Raw genomic sequence first — 19,499 nt, 5'->3', positions numbered from 1 at the left:
GTCGGTCTGGACAGGCCGCTGACCTTTCCCTCGGGAAATCACAACCTGATCATAATCGGTTACCAGACTTTCCGAATGCAAGATTGGGCGACGATTTTAATTTTGCAGTGTCGATCCCGTCGAAGAAGCCGTGACGCTTGTACCATGCGCACAACCAGAAAAAAGGGATTTGGGGGACACGGTGCAGTGTGGCGGGGAGACAGGGATTCGAACCCTGGGGACGCTCTCACGCCCAACGGTTTTCAAGACCGCCGCATTCGACCACTCTGCCACCTCCCCGTCGAAGGCAGGGTCTAAGGCCAACTGAATTCAGAGGCAAGTCGAAATCGGGAAATCTTGCCGAAGCCTGCGCAGCGGACTTTCCATGACACCGCGCTCAGGTTATGATCCCCGTGAAAGACCGCAGCAGACCGGCGCGAAGAACCGGAAGGCTGACGGTGGGGCTCGGAGAACGAGGCCCCTTCAGGCAAGGGATGACAAGATGAAGCGAGCGACTGAGATCCGCCCGGGACCAAAACGGCTGGCGTGTCTGGCATTGGCTCTGGCCGCGCTGTCGGGCTGTGAAGACGTCCTGACAACAGCTGAAAAACCGGAAGAAAAATCCAACGCAACCGAGCTGTTCCCACAGGCATCCACCAGCGCTCAGCGCGACGTGGAAGCGCCGGACGTGTTCGAGCTGACCGAAGCCGGGCTTTGGGACGGGCGCCCGTCGCTGGGCGGCATCTGGGTGGCGCACCCGGATGTGACTCAACCCGAACGCGTGGTGATCAAGAATGCGGCCAACAACAAATCGGTAACGGGTGCCTTGTTCAGGCGCGAACGCAACCTGCCCGGCCCGGCCCTTCAGGTGTCATCAGCGGCCGCTGAACAATTGGGCATGCTGGCAGGCGCGCCTGCAAAGATCAACGTGGTTGCCCTGCGTCGAGAGGCCATTGTCGAAACGCCACCAGAACCCGAACCTGAGGTGGTCGCAGAAGAGGTTGAAGCCGCTCCTGAACCTGACGCCGAAAGCCAAGACACCGAGATCGCTTCGGCTGATGCTGCCGAGGCTGCGGTCGAGACCGAAAAGCCGGCCAAGCGGAAATGGTGGCAGCGCAAGAAACCTGCTGCGGCGGCGGCAGGCGCAGCTGGCGTGGCGGCAGTGGCCTCGGACACAACCGAAGCAGCGACCGACACCGCTGCAGAAGTCACAGAAGACGTGGTCGAAACCACCGCGGAAACGGCACTCGAAGCAGCCCCCTCTCCTGCCCTTACCGATGCGCCGGTCACTGCCCCTGCGGAAAAACCGGCCAAGCGGAAGTGGTGGCAGAGAAAAGACCCGAACGAGATCACCGAAACCACCCTAGATCCGATCGAAGGCGCGGCAGCGGCCATTGAGGCATCTGAGGCGACGCCAGCTGCTGCCGCAGCAGCAGTATCCTCGGCCCTGTCCAAACCCTTTGTTCAGGTTGGCACGTTCGGGGTCGAGGCCAATGCCGACAGCGCAGCCGCAAAAATCCGTCGAAACGGCATGGCAGCGGATGTGCGCGAGTTGAAAACCGAAAACAATACAGTCTGGCGGGTTCTTGTCGGTCCCGCTGCCACACGTGCCGAGCGCAAAGCCATCCAGAACGACGTCAAGGATCTGGGCTTTACCGACGCATTTACCGTGTCCAACTGAGAACAGGAGACGCCCCCGTGCTATCCGCATTGCGAACATCCGTATTCACCTTTGGCATGGCCGTTCTGACCTTGCCTGCCCATGCGTTCGACACCTCGGCGCGGGCCGCTTATGTGATGGACCAGACGACCGGAACAGTACTGCTGTCGAAAGAAGCCGATCAGCCTCTGCCACCGGCGTCGATGTCGAAGCTGATGACGCTTTACGTGGCGTTCGAAGCCCTTCGCGACGGGCGTTTAACCCTGCAGGAAACCCTTCCGGTATCAGAACACGCCATGAGCTATGGCGGCTCGACCATGTTTCTGAACACGCAGGACCGGGTGACTGTCGAGGACCTGATCCGTGGGATCATCGTGTTGTCGGGCAATGACGCCTGTGTCGTGATCGCCGAGGCGCTCAGCCCTGACGGAACCGAGGCCGGGTTTGCCCGTTACACGACCCAGCGGGCGCAGCAAATGGGCATGAACAACTCGAATTTTGCCAACTCCAACGGATGGCCAGCTGCGGGACATATGATGTCGGTCCATGATTTGGCTGTTCTTGCGGACCGGCTAATTACCGACTTCCCTGAATACTACCCGTTGTTTGCCGAGGAAGAGTTCGAATTCGACGGGCGCGCACCTGCCAATACCCGCAACCGCAACCCATTGCTAAAGCTTGACATTGGTGCCGACGGCCTGAAGACCGGCCATACGCAAGAGGCCGGCTACGGTCTTGTCGGTTCTGCCAAACAAGGGGATCGACGGGTGATTTTCGTGCTAACCGGCATCGACACAACCGCACAGCGGGCAGAGGAGGCTGAGTCCGTGGTTAACTGGTCGTTTCGAAATTTTGTCGAGAGGACAGTTGCCACCGAAGAAACGCCAATAGCCGAAGCCCAACTGTGGATGGGTGAAAAACGGACCGTGGGTCTGGTGCCCGAGGGTGATCTGAACGTGCTGTTCCCGGTTCTGGGCACACAGAATGTCGAGGCCGAGGTTGTCTATGACGGCCCCATCAACGCCCCGGTCGCAAAAGGTCAGCAGTTGGCTGAGCTGGTGATCAAACCCGACGGCCTTCCCGAAATTCGCCGACCGCTTTTTGCGGCGGAAGATGTTGCATTGGGTGGTTTTCTGGTGCGGATGATGACCGTCGGCGGAATTGTCTTGAAGGATGTCATCAACAACCCGCTGGAGTCGATGTGACGCGACGCGGGTTATTCCTGACCTTTGAAGGCATAGACGGATCAGGCAAGTCAACTCAGGCCCGGATGCTGGCGGAGTATCTGCGTGACGCAGGCCATCAGGTTGTGCTGACACGCGAACCCGGAGGCTCGCCCGGGGCCGAAGAAATCCGCAGCCTTGTGCTGGAGGGGGATCCCGACAGATGGTCGGCCGAAACCGAGTTGCTGCTGTTCACAGCCGCCCGCCGCGATCATCTGGAACGCACGATCGATCCGGCGCTGGCCGAGGGCAAGGTGGTGATCTGCGACCGGTTTGCCGATAGCACCCGGATGTACCAAGGTCTCTCGCGAGGCAATCTGCGATCAATGGTGGATCAGTTGCATGATCTGATGATCGGGCGCGAACCAGACATGACGCTGCTGATCGACATGGACCCGGACACTGGCCTGTCCCGCGCCAAGGGGCGGCAGGGCACCGAAGAACGGTTCGAGGATTTCGGTCCGGCCCTTCAAAGACAGATGCGCGCCGGGTTTCTGGCCCTGGCTGATGAGTTCTCGGACCGATTTCAAGTGGTGGACGGCAATCGCGACATGGACAGCGTCGCACAGGATGTGAGAGACATCGTCAAGGCAGCATTGCGGTAGACGATGAACGACGACACCCCAAAACCCGATCAGGCACCCGGTGCACCTCACCCGCGTGAAACCGCCCGGTTGTTTGGCCAAGACGCTGCAGAACAAGCGTTTCTAACCGCCTATACCTCGGACCGGCTGCACCACGGCTGGCTTTTGACCGGCCCCCGAGGGGTTGGAAAGGCGACACTGGCCTGGCGGATCGCACGGTTTCTTTTGGCAACCCCTCCTGCGGAAAAGGACGGGTTGTTCGGCGCGCCCCCGCCGCCCGAGACGCTGGACATCAAACCGGACCACCCTGTCGCGCACCGCATTTTGGCGGGGGCCGAACCCGGTCTTGCGACGATCACCCGTTCGCTGAACGATCAAGGACGGCTACGTGGCGAGATTGTCGTGGATGACATCCGAAAGCTGGGCAAGTTTTTCGGTCTGTCCTCGGCGGATGGTGGACGGCGCGTTGTCATCGTGGACTCGGCAGATGAGATGAATATCAGCGCTGCAAATGCACTCCTGAAAATGCTGGAGGAGCCGCCTGCGCGGACCACGCTTCTGCTGATCTCGCACCAACCCTCGCGCCTGTTGCCAACAATCCGGTCGCGTTGCCGGACGCTGCGATTGTCGCCCCTTGCACCGGACGACATGCAGGCGGCACTTGTGCAGACTGGTGCCCAAGTACCGAACCAGTCCGAGCATCTGTCTGCTCTGGCCGCTGGGTCGATAGGCGATGCCGTGCGCCTGATCAATCTGGGCGGGCTGGAGATTTACACCGAATTGATTGCGGTTCTGGACACCCTGCCCCGCATGGACCGCCAGCGAGCTTTGGCCCTGGCCGAAGCTGCGGCCCAACGCGGTGCAGCCGACCGGTTCGAATTGTTGCTGACTTTGATCGACGTCGCCCTGTCGCGTCTCGCCCTGACCGGGGCCGCCGGTGCGCCCCCCATGCCCGAAGCGGCTCCAAATGAAGCCGCAGTATTGGCGCGCCTGTCTTCTTCACCAGATCAGGCCCGCCGCTGGGCCGAGGTCGCGGCGACAATCACGGCCCGCGCACGCCATGGGCAGTCTGTGAACCTTGACCCTGCTGCATTGGTCCTAGATACGGTGTTCAAGATACAGGAAACCGCCGGTCAGAGCAGATGAGCGACACGCCCGAAATTACCGACAGCCATTGCCATCTGGACTTCCCCGATTTCGAGGGGCAGTTGGACCAGATCGTCGCCAATGCCGCCGAGGCCGGTGTGACCCGGATGGTCACGATCTGCACCCGCCTGCGCAACGAGCCCACCGTGCGCGCGATTGCCGAGGCTCACACACCGGTCTTCTATGCGGCTGGCACCCACCCGATGAGCGCCGCAGATGAGCCGATGGCGACGGTTGAGGAATTGGTCGCGCTTTCACAGCATCCGAAATTTGTAGGCATTGGTGAATCCGGGCTGGATTATCACTACACCGCTGACAGTGCCGAGGCGCAGAAACAGTCGCTGCGCATCCATATCGAGGCCGCTCAGCGCACCGGGCTGCCCCTGATCATCCATGCACGCGCAGCCGATGACGACATGGCCCGCATTCTGACAGACGAATATCGAAACGCGCCCTATTCCTGCGTCATGCACTGCTTTTCATCCTCGGCCGAGCTGGCCAGGGCCGCTCTGGATCTGGGGTTTTACCTGTCCATGTCCGGCATTGCCGCTTTCCCCAAAAGTCAGGAGCTGCGCGATATCTTTGCTGCCGCCCCGGTGGACCGCGTTCTGGTCGAAACCGACGCGCCCTACTTGGCCCCACCACCCTTTCGCGGCAAACGGAACGAACCGGCTTACACGGCACACACGGCCCGCAAGGGTGCAGAGGTTTTCGGCATGACCTATGCCGATTTCGCAGCCAAGACGCAGGCTAACTTTGATCGCCTGTTCACAAAGGTCGCGTTGCACAAGGCGGCTGCATGACCCAGCTGAGGTGTACCATTCTGGGCTGCGGATCCTCCGGCGGCGTCCCCCGGCTGGGTGATCAGTGGGGCGATTGCGACCCCGCAAACCCGAAGAACATCCGTCGCCGCTGTTCGATGCTTGTCGAACGGGATGGGCCGGAGGGAACGACCTCGGTTCTGATCGACACCACGCCGGATATGCGCAGCCAGTTGCTGGATACGGGCACCGGGCGGTTGGACGGGGTGATCTATACCCATTCGCACGCCGACCATGTACACGGCATCGACGACCTCAGGATGATCGTCTTCAACATGAGGTCCCGCGTCCCAGTCTGGGCAGATGGCGACACGCAAAACGCCTTGCTCAGCCGCTTTGGCTACGCCTTCATACAACCCGAAGGCTCGCCCTATCCCCCGATCCTCGATCTCAAGTCCATTGATGGTATCTTTGAGGTGGATGGCCCGGGCGGACCCATCCCGTTTCAACCGTTCAAGGTCAATCACGGTTCGATCGACTCGCTGGGATTTCGAATGGGGAACCTGGCCTACCTGCCGGATGTCGCCGAGATTTACGACGATGCCTGGCCCGCAATGGAAGGGTTGGAGTGCCTTGTCATCGACGCCTTGCGCCGCGCCCCGCACCCTACCCATGCGCATCTGGAAAAGACGCTGGGCTGGATCGAAAAGCTGCAGCCCAAACGCGCAGTTTTGACCAATATGCATATCGATCTGGATTATGCGACCGTCGATGCCGAGACCGCCGATCACATCACCCCGGCCTATGATGGCATGGTGATCGAACAGGCTCTGTAAGGCCCTGCCGCGCGCCATCCAAATATCGCCAAGCACGAGGGCGATATGCTCCAGAGCCTGATCAACGTTATTCTTCCGGTCTTTCTGGTCATTGGCGCAGGATATGCGGCGACCCGCACAGGCTATTTCAAAGACATTCACGTCGATGGGTTGATGAAATTCACGCAAGGGTTCGCGATCCCCTGCCTGCTGTTTCTGGCCATCGCGCATCTGGATTTGAGCACCGGCTTCAACCCTCGCCTGCTGATCAGCTTTTATACCGCCGCTGCTTTGTGTTTTACGGCCGGACTGTTTGGCGCACGGCTGATCTTTGGGCGTGATTGGGAGGATTGCGTTGCGATCGGCTTCTGTTGCCTCTTCTCAAATTCCGTTCTGCTGGGCCTGCCGATCACCGAACGCGCCTATGGGCCGGACAACCTGGTCGGCAACTATGCCATCATCGCCTTCCACTCTCCGGTTTGTTACGGCATCGGCATTACCGTGATGGAAGTTGTGCGCAATCGTGGTAACGGCGGCACGCGCATGGTTCGGTCCGTGCTGTCTGCGATGTTCCAGAATGCTTTGATCCTTGGCATCGCCCTGGGTTTTTTGGTCAATCTGTCCGGGCTGATCATTCCCGCCGTCTTGGACGAAGCGCTGGGGCTTGTCGCCCGCGCGGCTCTGCCTGCGGCTTTGTTTGCGCTTGGTGGTGTACTGGTCAAATACCGGCCCGAGGGCGATTTGCGCACGATTGCTTATGTCTGCGGGATCGCACTGGTGCTGCATCCAAGTCTCATGTGGCTCTTGGGAACGTCTTTGGCCGTCCCACAAGACCTGTTCCGTTCGGGCCTGCTGACATCGGCCATGGCTCCTGGCGTCAATGCCTATGTCTTTGCGAATATGTATGGACGCGCGAAACGGGTCGCGGCCTCGTCCGTATTGATCGGCACGGCCGTTTCCATCCTGACTGTGTGGATGTGGCTTACACTCTTGGGGTAAGACATCCATCTTGCGGATTGACTTTGCTGTTAAACAGCACATCTTTCGCACACTTGCACAGGAAACTTGGCATGCAGCACGCCCTCATCGTCGCCCATGGTCAGCCCTCGGACCCAGAGCCCGCCGAGGCCTCGCTTGCTGCATTCGCGGCAGGGGTCAACGCGATGACCGAAGGGGTATCGGTGCAATCGGCAACTCTGGCCGCCCCTGGACGGCTTGAGGCAGCAATGGATGTTTTGCCCGCTTCAAGTGTCATTTACCCAATGTTCATGGCCAAAGGCTGGTTCGTGACCAGTGCCTTGCCAAAACGCGTCGGTGATCGTGACCTGCGCATTCTGGACCCTCTGGGCACTGATCCAGAGCTTCCGACCTTGGTTGGCGATGCGCTGAACATGGCATTGTCAGAGAAGAACTGGGACGCATCGGCAACGGACCTGATCATCGCCGCACACGGATCGGGACGCAGTCGCAACCCATCAGCGGTAGCCGCAGCCTTTGCAGAGCAATTGGGACGGAGGATCGCATTCCATTCGATCCGTCTTGGTTTTGTAGAGGAGCCTCCGTCGATTTTAGACGCTGCACAAGGCGCGATGGATCAGGCATTTTGCCTGCCTTTTTTCGCCTGTCGCGGCGGCCACGTATTGGACGACGTGCCTGAGGCATTGGAGCAAGCCGATTTCAAGGGTTGCGAATTGCCAGTAGTCGGGGAATTGCCCCCAATTCAGCGCCGAATTGCCGCGAAGCTGCAAGCAGCCTGTGCATTCGTCTAGGATCACGACTGCGCCTTCAACAACGTGGAATACAGACAGTGGCAAGACCGACCCTGTCTTTTTGCCTGATACAGCGCCAGATCAGAGGCCTGGAGAATATCCTCGGCCACAGGGGCATCGAAATGAGACGACACTGCGGTTCCTATACTTGCTGAAACCCGACAGATCTTGCCCTGGAACAGCATTGGCTCTTTCAATCTCGTAATCAGGCGTTCGGCAATCGCGGCAAGCCTGCCTTCGTTCACCAAATTCTTGAATATGATAACAAATTCATCCCCGCCGACCCGCGCTACGGCGTCGTCGTCGCGTGTTTCCTCAAGCATGATCTGCGCCGCCTGCTGCAACACAAAATCTCCGGCAGCATGGCCCATTTGATCGTTCACCGACTTGAAAAAATCCAGATCAAGGTGCATCAGGGCGAAAGATGCGTTGGTCGAGATCAGATGCCCTAGCATGTGGTCCATCGCGCGCCGGTTTTTCAGACCGGTCAGAGTATCGGTATAGGCCTGCTCCTCTGCTGCCAGCATCGCGCCCTGCAGCCTGAGGTTCAGCGACCGCGACGCCTCCATCGCGGCGGATTTCGCCTCGACCAGATACAACAGTTCAATGGCGAGATCGGTGCCCGAGAAATCCGCGCTGGTCAGGGCATAGTCCCGCACCGCATCCAGAATCGAGATTCCAAAGGACAGGTTGATCACCGCGCCTTCGCCACTGGGTAACGGGGCCACCAACCCTTTCAGCGCCGTTCTGGGTTCATCATGGAACCTCAGATGCAGTTTGGCCCCGGCCACTGCCATCAAAGCCGGAATCGTCGTCACCGTGCGCGGGCGGATCAGTTCGAACACATCCAGAAAGCTCTGCCCCATCATCGAGGTATCCGGGCGCAGCTTTTGCAAAGTTGGCCCGACACAGCGGATCCGTCCGGTCTCATCCACCAACAGGAACATCGGGCACAGCGTGTTCAGCAACGCGGCAAGGTCATGCATCCCCATCATCCCTGGCGCGCGCCCAGATCGAAATGTCGACCCTCGGAAAAGGCGCTTTCGATGAGCATGATCGAGATCACCTCGATCTCACCTTGCTGGCCGTCATGGGACAACATGACCAAAGCACCATAGTCGTCCGCCATTGCCCGCAGCACACCAACCATCACGCTTGAATAGCCGGGCAACCCGGGTGAGCAGCAAAGTTGATACTCGGCCGGGGACAGCTCAGACAGTTCCAGCGTCGGCAGCGTCAGGTCAGACACCGCCAACCGCACCCGATCTGCCAGATCGTCAAGAGAGTGCAGGAACTCGACATAGGTAACGCCACCGAACCGCAGAAGACGGCGCAACCCTTCCATGTTCGCGTGTGACACGAGATATGTCCCCACATCCTCGAGAATTTCCGATCGTGGGCGACCCAGATCAGAGCTGAGCGCATCAAGGACCCGCGCAGATACGGTATCGTCATAGACCAGCATCGCCTCGAACTCGACGAAACCCAGGTCAGCGGCATCGGCGACGCGCAGCCAGCAGGGGCGCCCATAAGTTGCGCATACAAAAGATTGTATCGCCCGATTGATCAGACCGTGCATCAGATGCCCCAGATTGGTTTCCTTTCCACTCTGGTCCGGCAATCCTTAACAAAAAGCCAAAATACTCCCGCGAATACCCTTAATCCTAACGAGTATCAGAGTGACACAAGCCACCTGGTCAGAAGTCCGTGGGGGCACCACCTTCCGCTTTGCGACGGTCGACAAAGTCGGCCAGTTCATCCCGAATACCCGCATCAATGGGCGGTGCTTCAAAGCTGGAAATGATCTCCTTGAACATGTGATGCGCGCGTTCGGCTGTCCAGATGCCACCTGCAACATCCCAACCTTCATAGTTCTTCCAATCGCTCAGAAAGGGCTGATAGAAGGCGGTGCTATAGCGGTCCTGCGTATGTTGAATGCCAAAGAAATGCCCATCGTTTCCAACCGAGCGGATCGCATCCAACGCAATTTCATCCGGGCCGGTAGCGGTCAGTTCCGGGTTCATATAGCGTTGAATTTGCTGCAGGATTTCGCAATCCATAATGAATTTCTCGGGGCTGGCGATCAATCCGCCTTCAAGCCAACCCGCCGCGTGATAGACCATGTTGGTTCCCGACTGCACCGACGCCCAGAGAGAATTCGACGTCTCCCACACCGATTGCCCGTCCGGTACGTTCGCCGCACACACACCGGACGACCGCATTGGCAAGCCATAGAAACGCGCCATCTGCCCCGTCATCTGGGTCGCTCGCATGTACTCCGGCGTTCCAAAGGCCGGAGCCCCCGATTTCATATCCACATTCGATGTGAATGTTCCAATCACGCAAGGGATACCCGGGCGCACATATTGGAACAGGGCAATGGCACATAATGCTTCGGCTAAGGACTGCGCCACCGCTCCGGCTATGGTCACTGGCGCCATCGCCCCGGCCAGCGTAAAGGGCGTCACCACAATGGCCTGACCGCGCCGCGCCAGACGCAAGCAGCCATCGATCATCGGATGGTCATGTTTCAATGGCGAGGTTGAGTTTATGTTTGTGTACATCCGGGGCGTTGCCTCGAACTCTTCATGGCTCAGCCCGCCTGCGATGCGCACCATTTCCATCACATCTTCGACCCGCTCTTTACCCAGCGAATAGGCGTGCATTGCCTTGTCCGTCAGTGTCAACTTGTCAAAGAGCACGTCCAGATGGCGGATGCTGGCGTGGATATCAACCGGCTCGACCGGATACCCGCCCGCAAAGTGAATGCAATTAAAATACTGGGTAAGCTTCAAAAGGTTTCGACACATCTCGCGATTGCCGGGGACTTTGGTTCCGATCTCCATATCCCAGTAGTTTGGCGGAGAGGAGACGTTTCCAAACAGGATATTCTTGCCACCGATTTCAATCTTGCGATCGGGGTTGCGGGGGGTGATCGAAAACCGGCTGGGGGCTTTTCCAACCATCTCCATCACAAAATCGCGGCCCATGCGAACGTTGTCACCGTCTATCGTACATCCGGCCTCGCGCAGGATGCCGATGGCCTCCTCGTTGTAGAACTCGATACCGATCTCTTCGAGAATGCGCATCGCGCCGTCATGAATCGCTTCGATCCCACCCTGATCCAGCGGTTCGGTCGGCGCATCAATGTTGATCGGAGGGTTCCATGGCATCTGATCGATTACCGCGCTGCCGCGACGCGCGGCGGCCCCTGCGCGTCCTCCCCCACGACGTTTGCGTGTTTTGGTCTCTGCCATCTTCGCCTCCCTGAAACTGCTTGTCGTCAAGCAAGCCCGGGAACGCCGCGGCACGCCGTCCCATCTGCGACAGAGTGTGTCGGTTTTTACACTCAGACCGCCGGAAGCCGATGAAGGAGGTTTAGTTTTCCGCCAGCCAAGCCGGAATATGACCGATATTCGGTAGAACGACATCCGCCATGGGAGCCAGCGCATCCGCCTCGGCCAAGCCGGTTAGAACGCCGATCGTGATCATCCCCGCGGCCCGCCCGGCCTGAAGATCATGCAGACTGTCCCCAACCATTGCGATCCGATCTGGCTGAACACCGACATGGGCTGCAAAGGCCAGCAACTGACCGGGGCCGGGTTTGAAGCCATGGCCACTGTCGTATCCGGCAACAAAGTCGAAATGGTCCTTGATCCCGGCCGACTCCAGATGCTGCAAGGCAGGGTGTTCGCTGTCATTCGTTGCAACACCCAGTTTCAGACCGGATTGCTTCAGACCTGACAGGAACGGCCCCAGCGGCACAGCTGGCGCTTGCGGAGCAACAGCCGCCTCGGCATTCATCAAATCTACCAGAGCGTCCCGGGTCATCCCCGCGACATGCGGCAACAGCACCTCGGCAATCTCTTCAACGGTCGCTGCAATGACGATGCTGTCATATGCATAGGTTTCGGTGTCCAAATCGAAACCTATGACCTGCCCCAACTCGGCCGCGCGATCAGCATCGTTATTGGCCAGGCGAATCAGCATAAGCCGCCCGAATGCGCCCCAGGTATTGGCGAAATCAAACAACGTGCCATCCTTGTCAAACACGATCGCATCGATTGGCATGAAGACCTCCTTCAAATGGGGTTTGGATCAGGTCCAGTGAACGTCGGAACCGCCCGACAGTACGGCCTTCGCCTGTGCGGGTTGATCATAGGGCACCGAGGCCGCGTCACAGAACGCCATGATCCACGAATCGTCGAGCATCAGAAAATCCAACACGGATGCCATGAACTCCGGTTCGCCGGCCCTGTCCCGCAGATCATTGACCGCGGCGCCGGTTGAGCCCAGAAACACGGGTAAAAGCTCGTCATTTCCCACCAGCCAGCCCAGTGCGTTCAGGGCGAGCGTTTGGGCGGAATCTTCGGAAATCGGCATTAACTGGCCTCGGATCGGATTTTGGAAAGGGTTTGTTAACCAGAGTCATAAAGACTTTGTTCACGCATGCAATCGATGGTGAACGACTATGTCCGTACAGGGAACCATCCTTGTCCTCGACGGGGTATCAACAAACCGCATCATGCTGAAGGTTCAGCTGACAGCGGCGTGGTATCACGTTGTTCAGGGGGAAAAACTGAATGGTCTGGCCGCTCTCTTGCGACGTACACGCCCTGATCTGGTGCTGACCGCACAGACCCTACCGGATGGATCAGCGGCGGATGTCAAAAAACTGATCACGTCTCACCCAGACCTGGGCGATGTGCCCGTGGTTGCACTGGCCGCCCAGAACGACAAGCAGGCCAGGCTGCGCGCCTTGGCAGATGGTCTGGACGATGTCCTGACCCACCCGTTCAAAGATACGCTTTTACTGGCGCGTATCCGCAGCCTGTTGCGCGCGCGTGCCGATACGCAGGATCTACAGTTGCGCGACAACACCCCACCGATCGGTTTTGCCGAACCTGCCACCATCTTGCTGGCCGCCCCCAAAACCGCTCAGGTTGCGATTCTGGCCCAATCGGCGCGCACGGGCGCGCTTTGGCACAAAAGCTTGTCCAGCCAAACGCCCTACTCCATATCAACCCACCTGCAATCGGACCTCCAGGCCCTTCTGTCAGGCGCAATCCCGGACGCAATCTTGGTTGAGCTGGATAGAAGCCTGTCGGTTCAGAATATTCTGGCCGACCTCAGATCACGCAGCGCCACGCGCCACACGGTTCTGATCGGTGTGCAGGCCGACGACAACGCCGCCCGGGCCGCCGAAGCATTGGATCGCGGCGCGGATACAGTGTGTCTGGGCGGGTTTTGTACCCAAGAGGTTCTACTGCGGTTGGACAATCAGATCGCCCGCAAAAGCAGGATGGATCAGATGCGGGACTCGCTCAGGAAGGGCATTGCCGAGTCCTGGATTGATCCGCTGACCGGATTGCACAATCGACGCTACGCGATGCGGGCCATCGAACAGATTGCTCGACAATCTGCACAAAGCAGTCGTGGCTTTGCGGTGATGCTTGCCGATCTAGACCACTTCAAAGCGATCAACGACAGGTTTGGCCACGCCAGTGGCGATCTTGTCCTGACACAGGCTGCCGTGCGAATGCAGAACGTGTTGGGCGAGACCGGATTCGTCGCCCGCATCGGCGGCGAAGAATTCATGGTCGGCGTTCCCAACATCTCTCGCAGCAAGGCGTTGACACTGGCCAGTGCGCTTTGCGATGCGATCTGCGCCACGCCGTTCCGTCTGCCGGACCAAAGCGCGACGATTTCGGTAACCATCAGCATCGGGTTGAAAATGTCGGTGTCTGACTATCTGCCGCAAGACCCGGTTGAATCAGTTGAGCAGTTGATCAAATCCGCCGACAAGGCGCTCTACGCCGCCAAACAGGCCGGTCGCAATCAGGTCATGATCCGGCAGAACGCGGCCTGAACCATTCAATCCTTTTTCTTGTGACCACGCGGCCCGCGTTCCACGACTTGTTCCAAGCGGGTGGCATAGTTCTGGCGTTCTTCGTCGCTCATGGCCGTGACCCGCGCCAGCCACTGCACCTGAAGCGCAGCTTGCAGGTCAGCCGTCGCCTGCGCCTGTTGCTGCAACAACTGCGCAACGGTCTCAGGATCAAATGGAACTGTTCGCAACGCGGTGCTGAGTTTTGCAAAATCCTGCGCGCGTCCTTTGGACCCCTTGGTGTGTTTGCTGGACAACTCACCCCGCAAAAGCTTGCGATCCTCTTTTGGCAAAGCACGATACAAGGCTGGTCCGAACCCGGGCGGTGCCTTGGCGTGTTCGCCTCCTTTCAGGCGCAGCATGGTACCAACCGCCATCCCGACGATCAAAAGGTTCAACGCCAGAGAGACCGTCAGAACCACAGGCATCCATCGGCGTTTGGGTTTGGGATCAGTGCTCATTCGGTACTCTCCAGAAAGCTTGTGTCAAATCCCAGATCCGCCGTGAGGAAACTGCTGTCCTCGCCAGTCAGCAGGCTGGCCGGGTCGGGCAGAAAGGCTGGCGCGAACAAGCCGATGAAAATGCCGGTCACGCTGGCGGCTGCCAACCCGCTGCACCCTTGCCAACCACCGACGTTGCCAAGTAACCGCGTCCAGAGGCTGCGTTTTGGGCGGGTTTGGTCCGCTACGCGGTCCAGTCGGACGGATTCGGCGTCGGTCTGGATGCGAACGGCCAGATCATCCGGCAATGAGGGACGGTTACGTCGCGCCTGGGCAAACAGGTCGTCCAGTTTCATGTCTTCATCAGCCATCGTCATACCCCAGTTCATCCCTGCGCCCGGCCAAAATGGCCGAAAGCGCTCGTTTTCCACGCGCAGTCAGACTTTCCACCGCTTCTACCGAAATGCCCATCACACCGGCAATCTCGGGGTTCGGCAGCTCCTCGATATGACGCAGGACGACGGCTTGCCGCTGCCGCTCGGGCAGTTGAGACAATGCGTCCTGCAACGCATCCTTGCGTGCCGTGTCCTGCAACTTGTCGACGACGCTGGCCGCGCCATCCTCGGGCTCGGCCTCATCTGACATCTGATCCGGTGTCTTTCTGCGCTTCCGATCCAGACACAGGTTCAGCGTCACCCGATAAAGCCACGTCGAAACCTTGGCCGTGCCTGGTTCCCAATTGGGCGCCATCTGCCAAAGCCGCATCATTGCGTCTTGCGTTACATCTTCGGCCTCGGCCCGGTTGCCGAGCACCCGCAATGCGACCGAATAACTTCGCGGCCCCAGTCGATCTGTCAAAATCCGAGAGGCCCCGGCATCGCCATCAGCAAATCGCCTCAACAACGCATCGTCGTTGAGGTCGCTCGCGGTGCACATGACACCGCGAACGTCCTGAGGATAGGAGGTCAGATCCTCCATCCTGCATCAGCTATCGTCTGCGTCCGATTTCTGGCGCTTCTTGTTATGCCGGCCCATCTTGTCTTTTGCATTGGCAAATTCCTGCTCCGAGATACCGCCGCTGCTATCCGCGTCGATCCGGTCAAACATCTTGTCAGCCCGGCGCGGTTTCGGCAACTCATCATCACTCAGAAACCCATCGCCGTTGGCATCGTGCTTTTCGAACATCTTTGTGACCCGGTCGTTGGCGTTTTGCTGTGCTGCGGCCTGCATTTCCTGAACACTCAGCTGGCCGTCACCATCGGTATCGGCTGTGGTAAACCGCGCGTTGCGATGGGCTTCCATTTCCTCCTTCGTCACCTGCCCGTCTCCGTTTGCGTCCAGTTCCTGGAACGAGACCGGTGCGCGGTCTTTGGGGCCAGCGGCCAGAACCGAGGTGCCGGTGACGGCGATGGCCACAAGAACAATCCCCGAGATGAATGTTGCGCTTTTCATGACTTATTTCCCTTGTTTACGCGGCCTCATCACCGCTGCTCATATCTCTTCAAACGAGACAGGCTCGGGTTTCCGTCGCATAGGACCAAATATTTTTTCAGTTTTTTGTCAGCACCCCATCGCGGGTTCCGACGCAAAGCGACGCACCCCCCTTTCATCTTCGGCCCAAGAGGCGCAGTATCGCATAAAGATGAACGCTTGAGTTATGTTACTATGGATCAGACCATCGACACACCGACCGAGGAAGACCGCCAAACCTGGCCTGCCTTGGTCAAAGGCTTTCGCTGTCGTTGCCCCAAATGTGGTGAAGGACAGTTGTTGCACAGCTATCTGAAAGTGAACGACCACTGCGCGAACTGCGGGCAAGAGCTGTTTCACCACCGCGCTGATGACGGACCGGCCTATCTGACGATCCTGCTGGTTGGACACCTTCTGGCCCCGGCCCTGCACGTGTCTTATGTGCATTGGCGTCCGGATCCGTGGACTATGGCAATCTCGTTTTCGATCGGTTGTGTGGCGCTGTCACTGTTCCTGCTGCCCCGGTTGAAAGGGGCCGTTGTGGCTTATCAGTGGGCCCGGCGCATGCATGGGTTCGAAAAAGCCGCATGACCGGATCGGACCGGGCATGACCATAGACAAAACCGCCATTCGCAACGCCGCAACCGTCATCGTGTTGCGCAACAGGCTGACTGAGCCGTCCATTCTGATGGGACAGCGTGGGGCCAAGGCGGTCTTCATGCCCAACAAGTTCGTTTTTCCCGGCGGTGCGGTCGACCCTGAGGACGCAGATATCCAACTGGTGACCCCCTTGCCGGATCTCTGTCACCAACGGCTTTCTGAACACGCCGAGCCGGGGCTGCAACAGGCCCTTGCCGTGGCGGCGATCCGCGAATTGTGGGAGGAAACCGGATTGGTGCTTGGGCAACCCGGTGATTGGCCGGGACACGCATCGTCCGATTGGTCCAGCTTTGCGGCCCTGGGCTATCGACCTGCGGCCGAGGCTTTGCAGTTCGTGTTCCGGGCCGTCACACCCCCGGGGCGCCCCCGGCGGTTTGATGCCCGTTTCTTTCTGGTTGATGCCGATGCGCTTCAGGGCGATCCCGACGATTTCAGCCGTGCCTCGGATGAGCTGTCGCATCTTCAATGGGTCAAGCTCGACCGGGCCCGCGATCTGGACCTGCCCTTCATCACCGAGGTTGTTCTGGCCGAAATCGCAGCCCGCGTGACCGATCCCGCGCCTCCGGAATCGGTACCTTTTTACCAGAACAATGATGAGGCCAGCTTGTTCCTGCGTCTTCGGGGGTTCCCGATGCCCGATGTCGACTAACGAACGGACTATTTCATTCGGCTGATCACAACGGTGACTTCGGGCTTCTTACCGATCTCTGATTTAGCCGTCTGTCGCACGATCCGCCGCATTGCCTCATCCAGCTTGTCGTCGTCGCGCAGGGTTTTCGCTTCGGCGCGCATCAGGAACTGGTTCAGATCTTCCTCCAGCACGTCAATCAGCGGGGCACGAGAGGTTCCAATCTCGGATAGGCCCATGGTATCGCACCAGGGCTCGCCCAATGGCTCATCCTCTTCATCCAGAATGACCGTCACGGTGACGTGGCCATTCAACGCCATGCGGATGCGGTCGCGGACGACCCCGTCCAACGCACCCACTTTCACGGTACCATCCAGATATGTGCGCCCGGTTTCAACATAGTCCACGACGCCGGGGGCGTTGCCGGTCAGGTCCAGCATCGTACCGTTGACGGCCAGGATACCGGTGCGCCCACCGGCCTCGGCCAGTTTCGCATGTTCGCGCAGATGGCGGTGCTCGCCATGCATCGGGATCACGATCTGAGGGTCGATCAACCCATGCACTTTCTCTAGATCAGGCCGGTTGGCGTGACCCGAGACGTGATACAGCCCCGAGCTGTCATCCACCACATCCACGCCCTTTTCGCTGAGTTGGTTCATGATGAAGATCACGCCGCGTTCGTTGCCCGGGATGGTTTTCGAGGAGAACAGGAACAGATCGCCCTCTTTCAGCTCGATCCCGCGATACTTGCCACGCGCCAGTTGCGCGCTGGCGGCACGGCGCTCGCCCTGACTGCCGGTCACAATCAGCATCAGGTTCTGGCGCGGCAGATCCACCGCCTCTTCAGCGCTGATCACTTTGGGGAAGTCCTGAAGGATGCCGGTTTCCGTCGCCGCCTCGATCATCCGGCGCATGGCACGCCCCAGCAGCACAACCGAACGCCCGGCCCTCTGCCCGGCTTCGGCCAAAGTCTTCACCCGCGCCACGTTCGAGGCGAAGGTGGTCGCAACGACCATGCCCTCTGCCCTTTCGACCAGTTTGGTGATTTCTGGGCCAACTTCGGATTCCGAGCGCCCAGGATGGGTCGAGAACACGTTTGTACTGTCACAGACCAACGCCTTGACGCCCGATTTGGCGATCTCAGCCCACAGATCCGGGTCAAAGGGTTCGCCCACCACCGGGTTCGCGTCCAGTTTGAAATCGCCCGAATGCACGATACGGCCCGCTGGCGTATCGATCACAAGTGCCGCACTTTCAGGGATCGAATGCGAAACCGGCAGGAATCCAACATCGAACGGGCCAACAGAAACTTGCTCGGGCCAAGCCGAGGCCGTTTGCACGGCATCTTCGGGGTGGCCATGTTCTTCCATCTTGCGGCGCGCGATATTGGCAGTGAAAGCGCGGGCATAGACCGGAGCCCCCAGCGTCTCATAGCAGTGCGCCACAGCGCCCACGTGATCCTCGTGGGCGTGGGTTACAAACACCGCCTCAAGCCGATCTGACCGCTCTTGCAGCCACGAGATATCGGCATGGATCAAGTCCACGCCCGGCGTTGTGTCCATATCGGGGAAAGTCACACCAAGATCGACAAGGATCAGGCGTTCTTTGCCTGGTTCACCATAGCCATACACATAGGCATTCATGCCGATTTCACCGGCCCCGCCCAGCGGCAGGTAGATCAGTCTTTCGCTGCTCATGTTGAGCCATTTTCCTTGTTATAGCGATGGATCACGGTCAGGCCGTGCATCGTCAGATCATCTTCGATAGCGTCGAACCCCACGTCGGCCTGATCGAACAAGGGCGCAAGCCCTCCGGTTCCAACGACTTTCATCGGCATTCCGTATTCGGCCTTGATGCGGGCAATCAACCCTTCGATCAGACCGGAATAGCCCCAATACACGCCGGATTGGATACAGCCAACCGTATTCGTACCAATCACCTTGTCCGGGCGGGTGATGTCGATATGCGGCAGTGCCGCCGCACCCTGGTGAAGGGCTTCAAGACTGAGGTTCACACCCGGTGCGATGATACCACCGACATAGGCGCCATCGGCGGCCACGACATCGAAATTGGTCGCGGTGCCGAAATCCACCACAACCACATTGCCGCCGTGGCGGTCAAATGCGCCGACGGCATTGGCCAGACGGTCCGGACCCGGCACCGTGCCTTCATCGACGCGGGGAGCCACCGGCAAAAGGCAATCGGGCTTGCCCACAACCAACGGGCGACAACCAAAGAACCTGTCGGCAAAAATTCTCAGGTTGAACACCACGCGCGGCACGGTCGAGGCGATGATCACATCGGTGATCTTTGCTTCGATGCCGTAGTGTTTCACCAGCGTCGAATACCAGGTGAAATACGCATCCGCCGTGCGTGAATGATGGGTCGAGGTGCGCAGGGTGCACAGAAACGTATCGCCATCCCAGATCGAGAAAACGGTGTTCGTGTTGCCGCAATCGATGGCCAGAAGCATCCGG

General features: G+C 59.1%; 22 protein-coding genes and 1 tRNA gene. 11 read left to right on the top strand and 12 right to left on the bottom strand.

Going from position 1 to position 19,499, the window contains the following annotated elements; translation table 11 throughout:
• Positions 1–189: 189 nt before the first annotated feature.
• Positions 190–279 (bottom strand) — tRNA-Ser (locus ACR0L4_RS01365).
• A gap of 202 nt (positions 280–481) precedes the next feature.
• On the opposite strand from ACR0L4_RS01365, the gene ACR0L4_RS01360 reads away from it, so the two are divergent.
• The 8 genes from ACR0L4_RS01360 to ACR0L4_RS01325 all read left to right on the top strand — a co-directional run bounded on the left by ACR0L4_RS01360 (position 482) and on the right by ACR0L4_RS01325 (position 7,937).
• Positions 482–1,660, top strand: coding sequence for an SPOR domain-containing protein (locus ACR0L4_RS01360; RefSeq protein ID WP_480510009.1), 1,179 nt, complete (start codon positions 482–484; stop codon positions 1,658–1,660).
• A 56-nt stretch (positions 1,661–1,716) separates the two neighbouring features.
• A complete protein-coding gene (locus ACR0L4_RS01355; RefSeq protein ID WP_480511119.1) occupies positions 1,717–2,844 on the top strand; it encodes a D-alanyl-D-alanine carboxypeptidase family protein in 1,128 nt (375 codons plus the stop codon).
• Positions 2,841–3,467, top strand: a complete 627-nt coding sequence (gene tmk, locus ACR0L4_RS01350; protein ID WP_480510007.1) for a dTMP kinase — start codon at positions 2,841–2,843, stop codon at positions 3,465–3,467. The genes ACR0L4_RS01355 and tmk overlap by 4 nt, the downstream gene beginning before the upstream one ends.
• Before the next feature lie 3 nt (positions 3,468–3,470).
• A complete protein-coding gene (locus ACR0L4_RS01345; RefSeq protein WP_480510005.1) occupies positions 3,471–4,592 on the top strand; it encodes a DNA polymerase III subunit delta' in 1,122 nt (373 codons plus the stop codon).
• Positions 4,589–5,395: a TatD family hydrolase gene (locus tag ACR0L4_RS01340; RefSeq protein WP_170748442.1), complete on the top strand. Its 807-nt coding sequence runs from the start codon at positions 4,589–4,591 to the stop codon at positions 5,393–5,395. Before ACR0L4_RS01345 ends, ACR0L4_RS01340 begins: the two co-directional genes overlap by 4 nt.
• Positions 5,392–6,189, top strand: coding sequence for an MBL fold metallo-hydrolase (locus ACR0L4_RS01335; protein ID WP_170748441.1), 798 nt, complete (start codon positions 5,392–5,394; stop codon positions 6,187–6,189). The genes ACR0L4_RS01340 and ACR0L4_RS01335 overlap by 4 nt, the downstream gene beginning before the upstream one ends.
• A gap of 45 nt (positions 6,190–6,234) precedes the next feature.
• On the top strand, positions 6,235–7,167 hold the full coding sequence (locus tag ACR0L4_RS01330) for an AEC family transporter (RefSeq protein ID WP_480510002.1): 933 nt from the start codon (positions 6,235–6,237) through the stop codon (positions 7,165–7,167).
• A gap of 71 nt (positions 7,168–7,238) precedes the next feature.
• Positions 7,239–7,937 (top strand): CbiX/SirB N-terminal domain-containing protein, encoded by a 699-nt coding sequence (locus tag ACR0L4_RS01325; protein WP_480510000.1) that lies wholly within the window; start codon positions 7,239–7,241, stop codon positions 7,935–7,937.
• A 2-nt stretch (positions 7,938–7,939) separates the two neighbouring features.
• Here the strand turns inward: ACR0L4_RS01325 and ACR0L4_RS01320 are convergent, their stop codons facing one another.
• The 5 genes from ACR0L4_RS01320 to ACR0L4_RS01300 form a co-directional block, all read right to left on the bottom strand.
• Complete coding sequence (locus ACR0L4_RS01320) at positions 7,940–8,932, bottom strand: GGDEF domain-containing protein (RefSeq protein ID WP_480509998.1); 993 nt, start codon at positions 8,930–8,932, stop codon at positions 7,940–7,942.
• Positions 8,929–9,516, bottom strand: a complete 588-nt coding sequence (locus tag ACR0L4_RS01315; protein WP_480509996.1) for a heme NO-binding domain-containing protein — start codon at positions 9,514–9,516, stop codon at positions 8,929–8,931. Before ACR0L4_RS01315 ends, ACR0L4_RS01320 begins: the two co-directional genes overlap by 4 nt.
• A gap of 118 nt (positions 9,517–9,634) precedes the next feature.
• Positions 9,635–11,194: a trimethylamine methyltransferase family protein gene (locus ACR0L4_RS01310; protein ID WP_480509994.1), complete on the bottom strand. Its 1,560-nt coding sequence runs from the start codon at positions 11,192–11,194 to the stop codon at positions 9,635–9,637.
• A 121-nt stretch (positions 11,195–11,315) separates the two neighbouring features.
• Positions 11,316–12,008: an HAD family hydrolase gene (locus ACR0L4_RS01305; protein ID WP_480509992.1), complete on the bottom strand. Its 693-nt coding sequence runs from the start codon at positions 12,006–12,008 to the stop codon at positions 11,316–11,318.
• Positions 12,009–12,035: 27 nt separating this feature from the next.
• Complete coding sequence (locus tag ACR0L4_RS01300; protein WP_170748434.1) at positions 12,036–12,320, bottom strand: DUF3572 domain-containing protein; 285 nt, start codon at positions 12,318–12,320, stop codon at positions 12,036–12,038.
• Between the two features lie 88 nt (positions 12,321–12,408).
• Between ACR0L4_RS01300 and ACR0L4_RS01295 the strand changes: the two genes are divergently transcribed.
• Complete coding sequence (locus ACR0L4_RS01295) at positions 12,409–13,806, top strand: diguanylate cyclase (protein WP_480509990.1); 1,398 nt, start codon at positions 12,409–12,411, stop codon at positions 13,804–13,806.
• 5 nt (positions 13,807–13,811) lie between these two features.
• On the opposite strand, the gene ACR0L4_RS01290 is transcribed toward ACR0L4_RS01295, so the two are convergent.
• Genes ACR0L4_RS01290 through ACR0L4_RS01275 form a run of 4 tightly spaced genes read right to left on the bottom strand, consistent with a single transcriptional unit; the run spans position 13,812 to position 15,716 of the window.
• On the bottom strand, positions 13,812–14,285 hold the full coding sequence (locus tag ACR0L4_RS01290; RefSeq protein WP_480509988.1) for a periplasmic heavy metal sensor: 474 nt from the start codon (positions 14,283–14,285) through the stop codon (positions 13,812–13,814).
• Entirely contained in the window at positions 14,282–14,635 is a 354-nt protein-coding gene (locus tag ACR0L4_RS01285; protein ID WP_480509986.1) for a hypothetical protein, read from the bottom strand. Before ACR0L4_RS01285 ends, ACR0L4_RS01290 begins: the two co-directional genes overlap by 4 nt.
• Entirely contained in the window at positions 14,628–15,242 is a 615-nt protein-coding gene (locus ACR0L4_RS01280) for an RNA polymerase sigma factor (RefSeq protein WP_480509984.1), read from the bottom strand. Before ACR0L4_RS01280 ends, ACR0L4_RS01285 begins: the two co-directional genes overlap by 8 nt.
• A gap of 6 nt (positions 15,243–15,248) precedes the next feature.
• Positions 15,249–15,716 (bottom strand): EF-hand domain-containing protein, encoded by a 468-nt coding sequence (locus ACR0L4_RS01275; protein WP_170748429.1) that lies wholly within the window; start codon positions 15,714–15,716, stop codon positions 15,249–15,251.
• 213 nt (positions 15,717–15,929) lie between these two features.
• On the opposite strand from ACR0L4_RS01275, the gene ACR0L4_RS01270 reads away from it, so the two are divergent.
• A complete protein-coding gene (locus ACR0L4_RS01270; RefSeq protein WP_170749233.1) occupies positions 15,930–16,325 on the top strand; it encodes a DUF983 domain-containing protein in 396 nt (131 codons plus the stop codon).
• Positions 16,326–16,341: 16 nt separating this feature from the next.
• On the top strand, positions 16,342–17,043 hold the full coding sequence (locus ACR0L4_RS01265) for an NUDIX hydrolase (protein ID WP_170749232.1): 702 nt from the start codon (positions 16,342–16,344) through the stop codon (positions 17,041–17,043).
• 8 nt (positions 17,044–17,051) lie between these two features.
• On the opposite strand, the gene ACR0L4_RS01260 is transcribed toward ACR0L4_RS01265, so the two are convergent.
• Together ACR0L4_RS01260 and ACR0L4_RS01255 are read right to left on the bottom strand one after the other, a co-directional pair.
• Positions 17,052–18,719 (bottom strand): ribonuclease J, encoded by a 1,668-nt coding sequence (locus tag ACR0L4_RS01260; RefSeq protein WP_480509980.1) that lies wholly within the window; start codon positions 18,717–18,719, stop codon positions 17,052–17,054.
• Positions 18,716–19,495, bottom strand: a complete 780-nt coding sequence (locus ACR0L4_RS01255; RefSeq protein ID WP_480509977.1) for a type III pantothenate kinase — start codon at positions 19,493–19,495, stop codon at positions 18,716–18,718. Before ACR0L4_RS01255 ends, ACR0L4_RS01260 begins: the two co-directional genes overlap by 4 nt.
• Between the last annotated feature and the right edge of the window lie 4 nt (positions 19,496–19,499).

The sequence above is a fragment of the Ruegeria sp. AB5 genome (assembly GCF_056542645.1).
This window is presented reverse-complemented; position numbering and strand designations above follow the sequence as displayed.

What these genes read in the sequence shown, in the direction of transcription:
- ACR0L4_RS01275 (WP_170748429.1), bottom strand. Translation starts at nt 15,716, where the DNA reads ATGAAAAGCGCAACATTCATCTCGGGGATTGTTCTTGTGGCCATCGCC.
- ACR0L4_RS01345 (WP_480510005.1), top strand. Translation starts at nt 3,471, where the DNA reads ATGAACGACGACACCCCAAAACCCGATCAGGCACCCGGTGCACCTCAC.
- ACR0L4_RS01355 (WP_480511119.1), top strand. Translation starts at nt 1,717, where the DNA reads ATGGCCGTTCTGACCTTGCCTGCCCATGCGTTCGACACCTCGGCGCGG.
- ACR0L4_RS01270 (WP_170749233.1), top strand. Translation starts at nt 15,930, where the DNA reads ATGGATCAGACCATCGACACACCGACCGAGGAAGACCGCCAAACCTGG.
- ACR0L4_RS01335 (WP_170748441.1), top strand. Translation starts at nt 5,392, where the DNA reads ATGACCCAGCTGAGGTGTACCATTCTGGGCTGCGGATCCTCCGGCGGC.
- ACR0L4_RS01285 (WP_480509986.1), bottom strand. Translation starts at nt 14,635, where the DNA reads ATGGCTGATGAAGACATGAAACTGGACGACCTGTTTGCCCAGGCGCGA.
- ACR0L4_RS01265 (WP_170749232.1), top strand. Translation starts at nt 16,342, where the DNA reads ATGACCATAGACAAAACCGCCATTCGCAACGCCGCAACCGTCATCGTG.
- ACR0L4_RS01340 (WP_170748442.1), top strand. Translation starts at nt 4,589, where the DNA reads ATGAGCGACACGCCCGAAATTACCGACAGCCATTGCCATCTGGACTTC.
- ACR0L4_RS01360 (WP_480510009.1), top strand. Translation starts at nt 482, where the DNA reads ATGAAGCGAGCGACTGAGATCCGCCCGGGACCAAAACGGCTGGCGTGT.
- ACR0L4_RS01295 (WP_480509990.1), top strand. Translation starts at nt 12,409, where the DNA reads ATGTCCGTACAGGGAACCATCCTTGTCCTCGACGGGGTATCAACAAAC.
- ACR0L4_RS01260 (WP_480509980.1), bottom strand. Translation starts at nt 18,719, where the DNA reads ATGAGCAGCGAAAGACTGATCTACCTGCCGCTGGGCGGGGCCGGTGAA.
- ACR0L4_RS01330 (WP_480510002.1), top strand. Translation starts at nt 6,235, where the DNA reads ATGCTCCAGAGCCTGATCAACGTTATTCTTCCGGTCTTTCTGGTCATT.
- ACR0L4_RS01255 (WP_480509977.1), bottom strand. Translation starts at nt 19,495, where the DNA reads ATGCTTCTGGCCATCGATTGCGGCAACACGAACACCGTTTTCTCGATC.
- ACR0L4_RS01280 (WP_480509984.1), bottom strand. Translation starts at nt 15,242, where the DNA reads ATGGAGGATCTGACCTCCTATCCTCAGGACGTTCGCGGTGTCATGTGC.
- ACR0L4_RS01315 (WP_480509996.1), bottom strand. Translation starts at nt 9,516, where the DNA reads ATGCACGGTCTGATCAATCGGGCGATACAATCTTTTGTATGCGCAACT.
- ACR0L4_RS01290 (WP_480509988.1), bottom strand. Translation starts at nt 14,285, where the DNA reads ATGAGCACTGATCCCAAACCCAAACGCCGATGGATGCCTGTGGTTCTG.
- ACR0L4_RS01310 (WP_480509994.1), bottom strand. Translation starts at nt 11,194, where the DNA reads ATGGCAGAGACCAAAACACGCAAACGTCGTGGGGGAGGACGCGCAGGG.
- ACR0L4_RS01325 (WP_480510000.1), top strand. Translation starts at nt 7,239, where the DNA reads ATGCAGCACGCCCTCATCGTCGCCCATGGTCAGCCCTCGGACCCAGAG.
- ACR0L4_RS01305 (WP_480509992.1), bottom strand. Translation starts at nt 12,008, where the DNA reads ATGCCAATCGATGCGATCGTGTTTGACAAGGATGGCACGTTGTTTGAT.
- ACR0L4_RS01320 (WP_480509998.1), bottom strand. Translation starts at nt 8,932, where the DNA reads ATGATGGGGATGCATGACCTTGCCGCGTTGCTGAACACGCTGTGCCCG.
- ACR0L4_RS01300 (WP_170748434.1), bottom strand. Translation starts at nt 12,320, where the DNA reads ATGCCGATTTCCGAAGATTCCGCCCAAACGCTCGCCCTGAACGCACTG.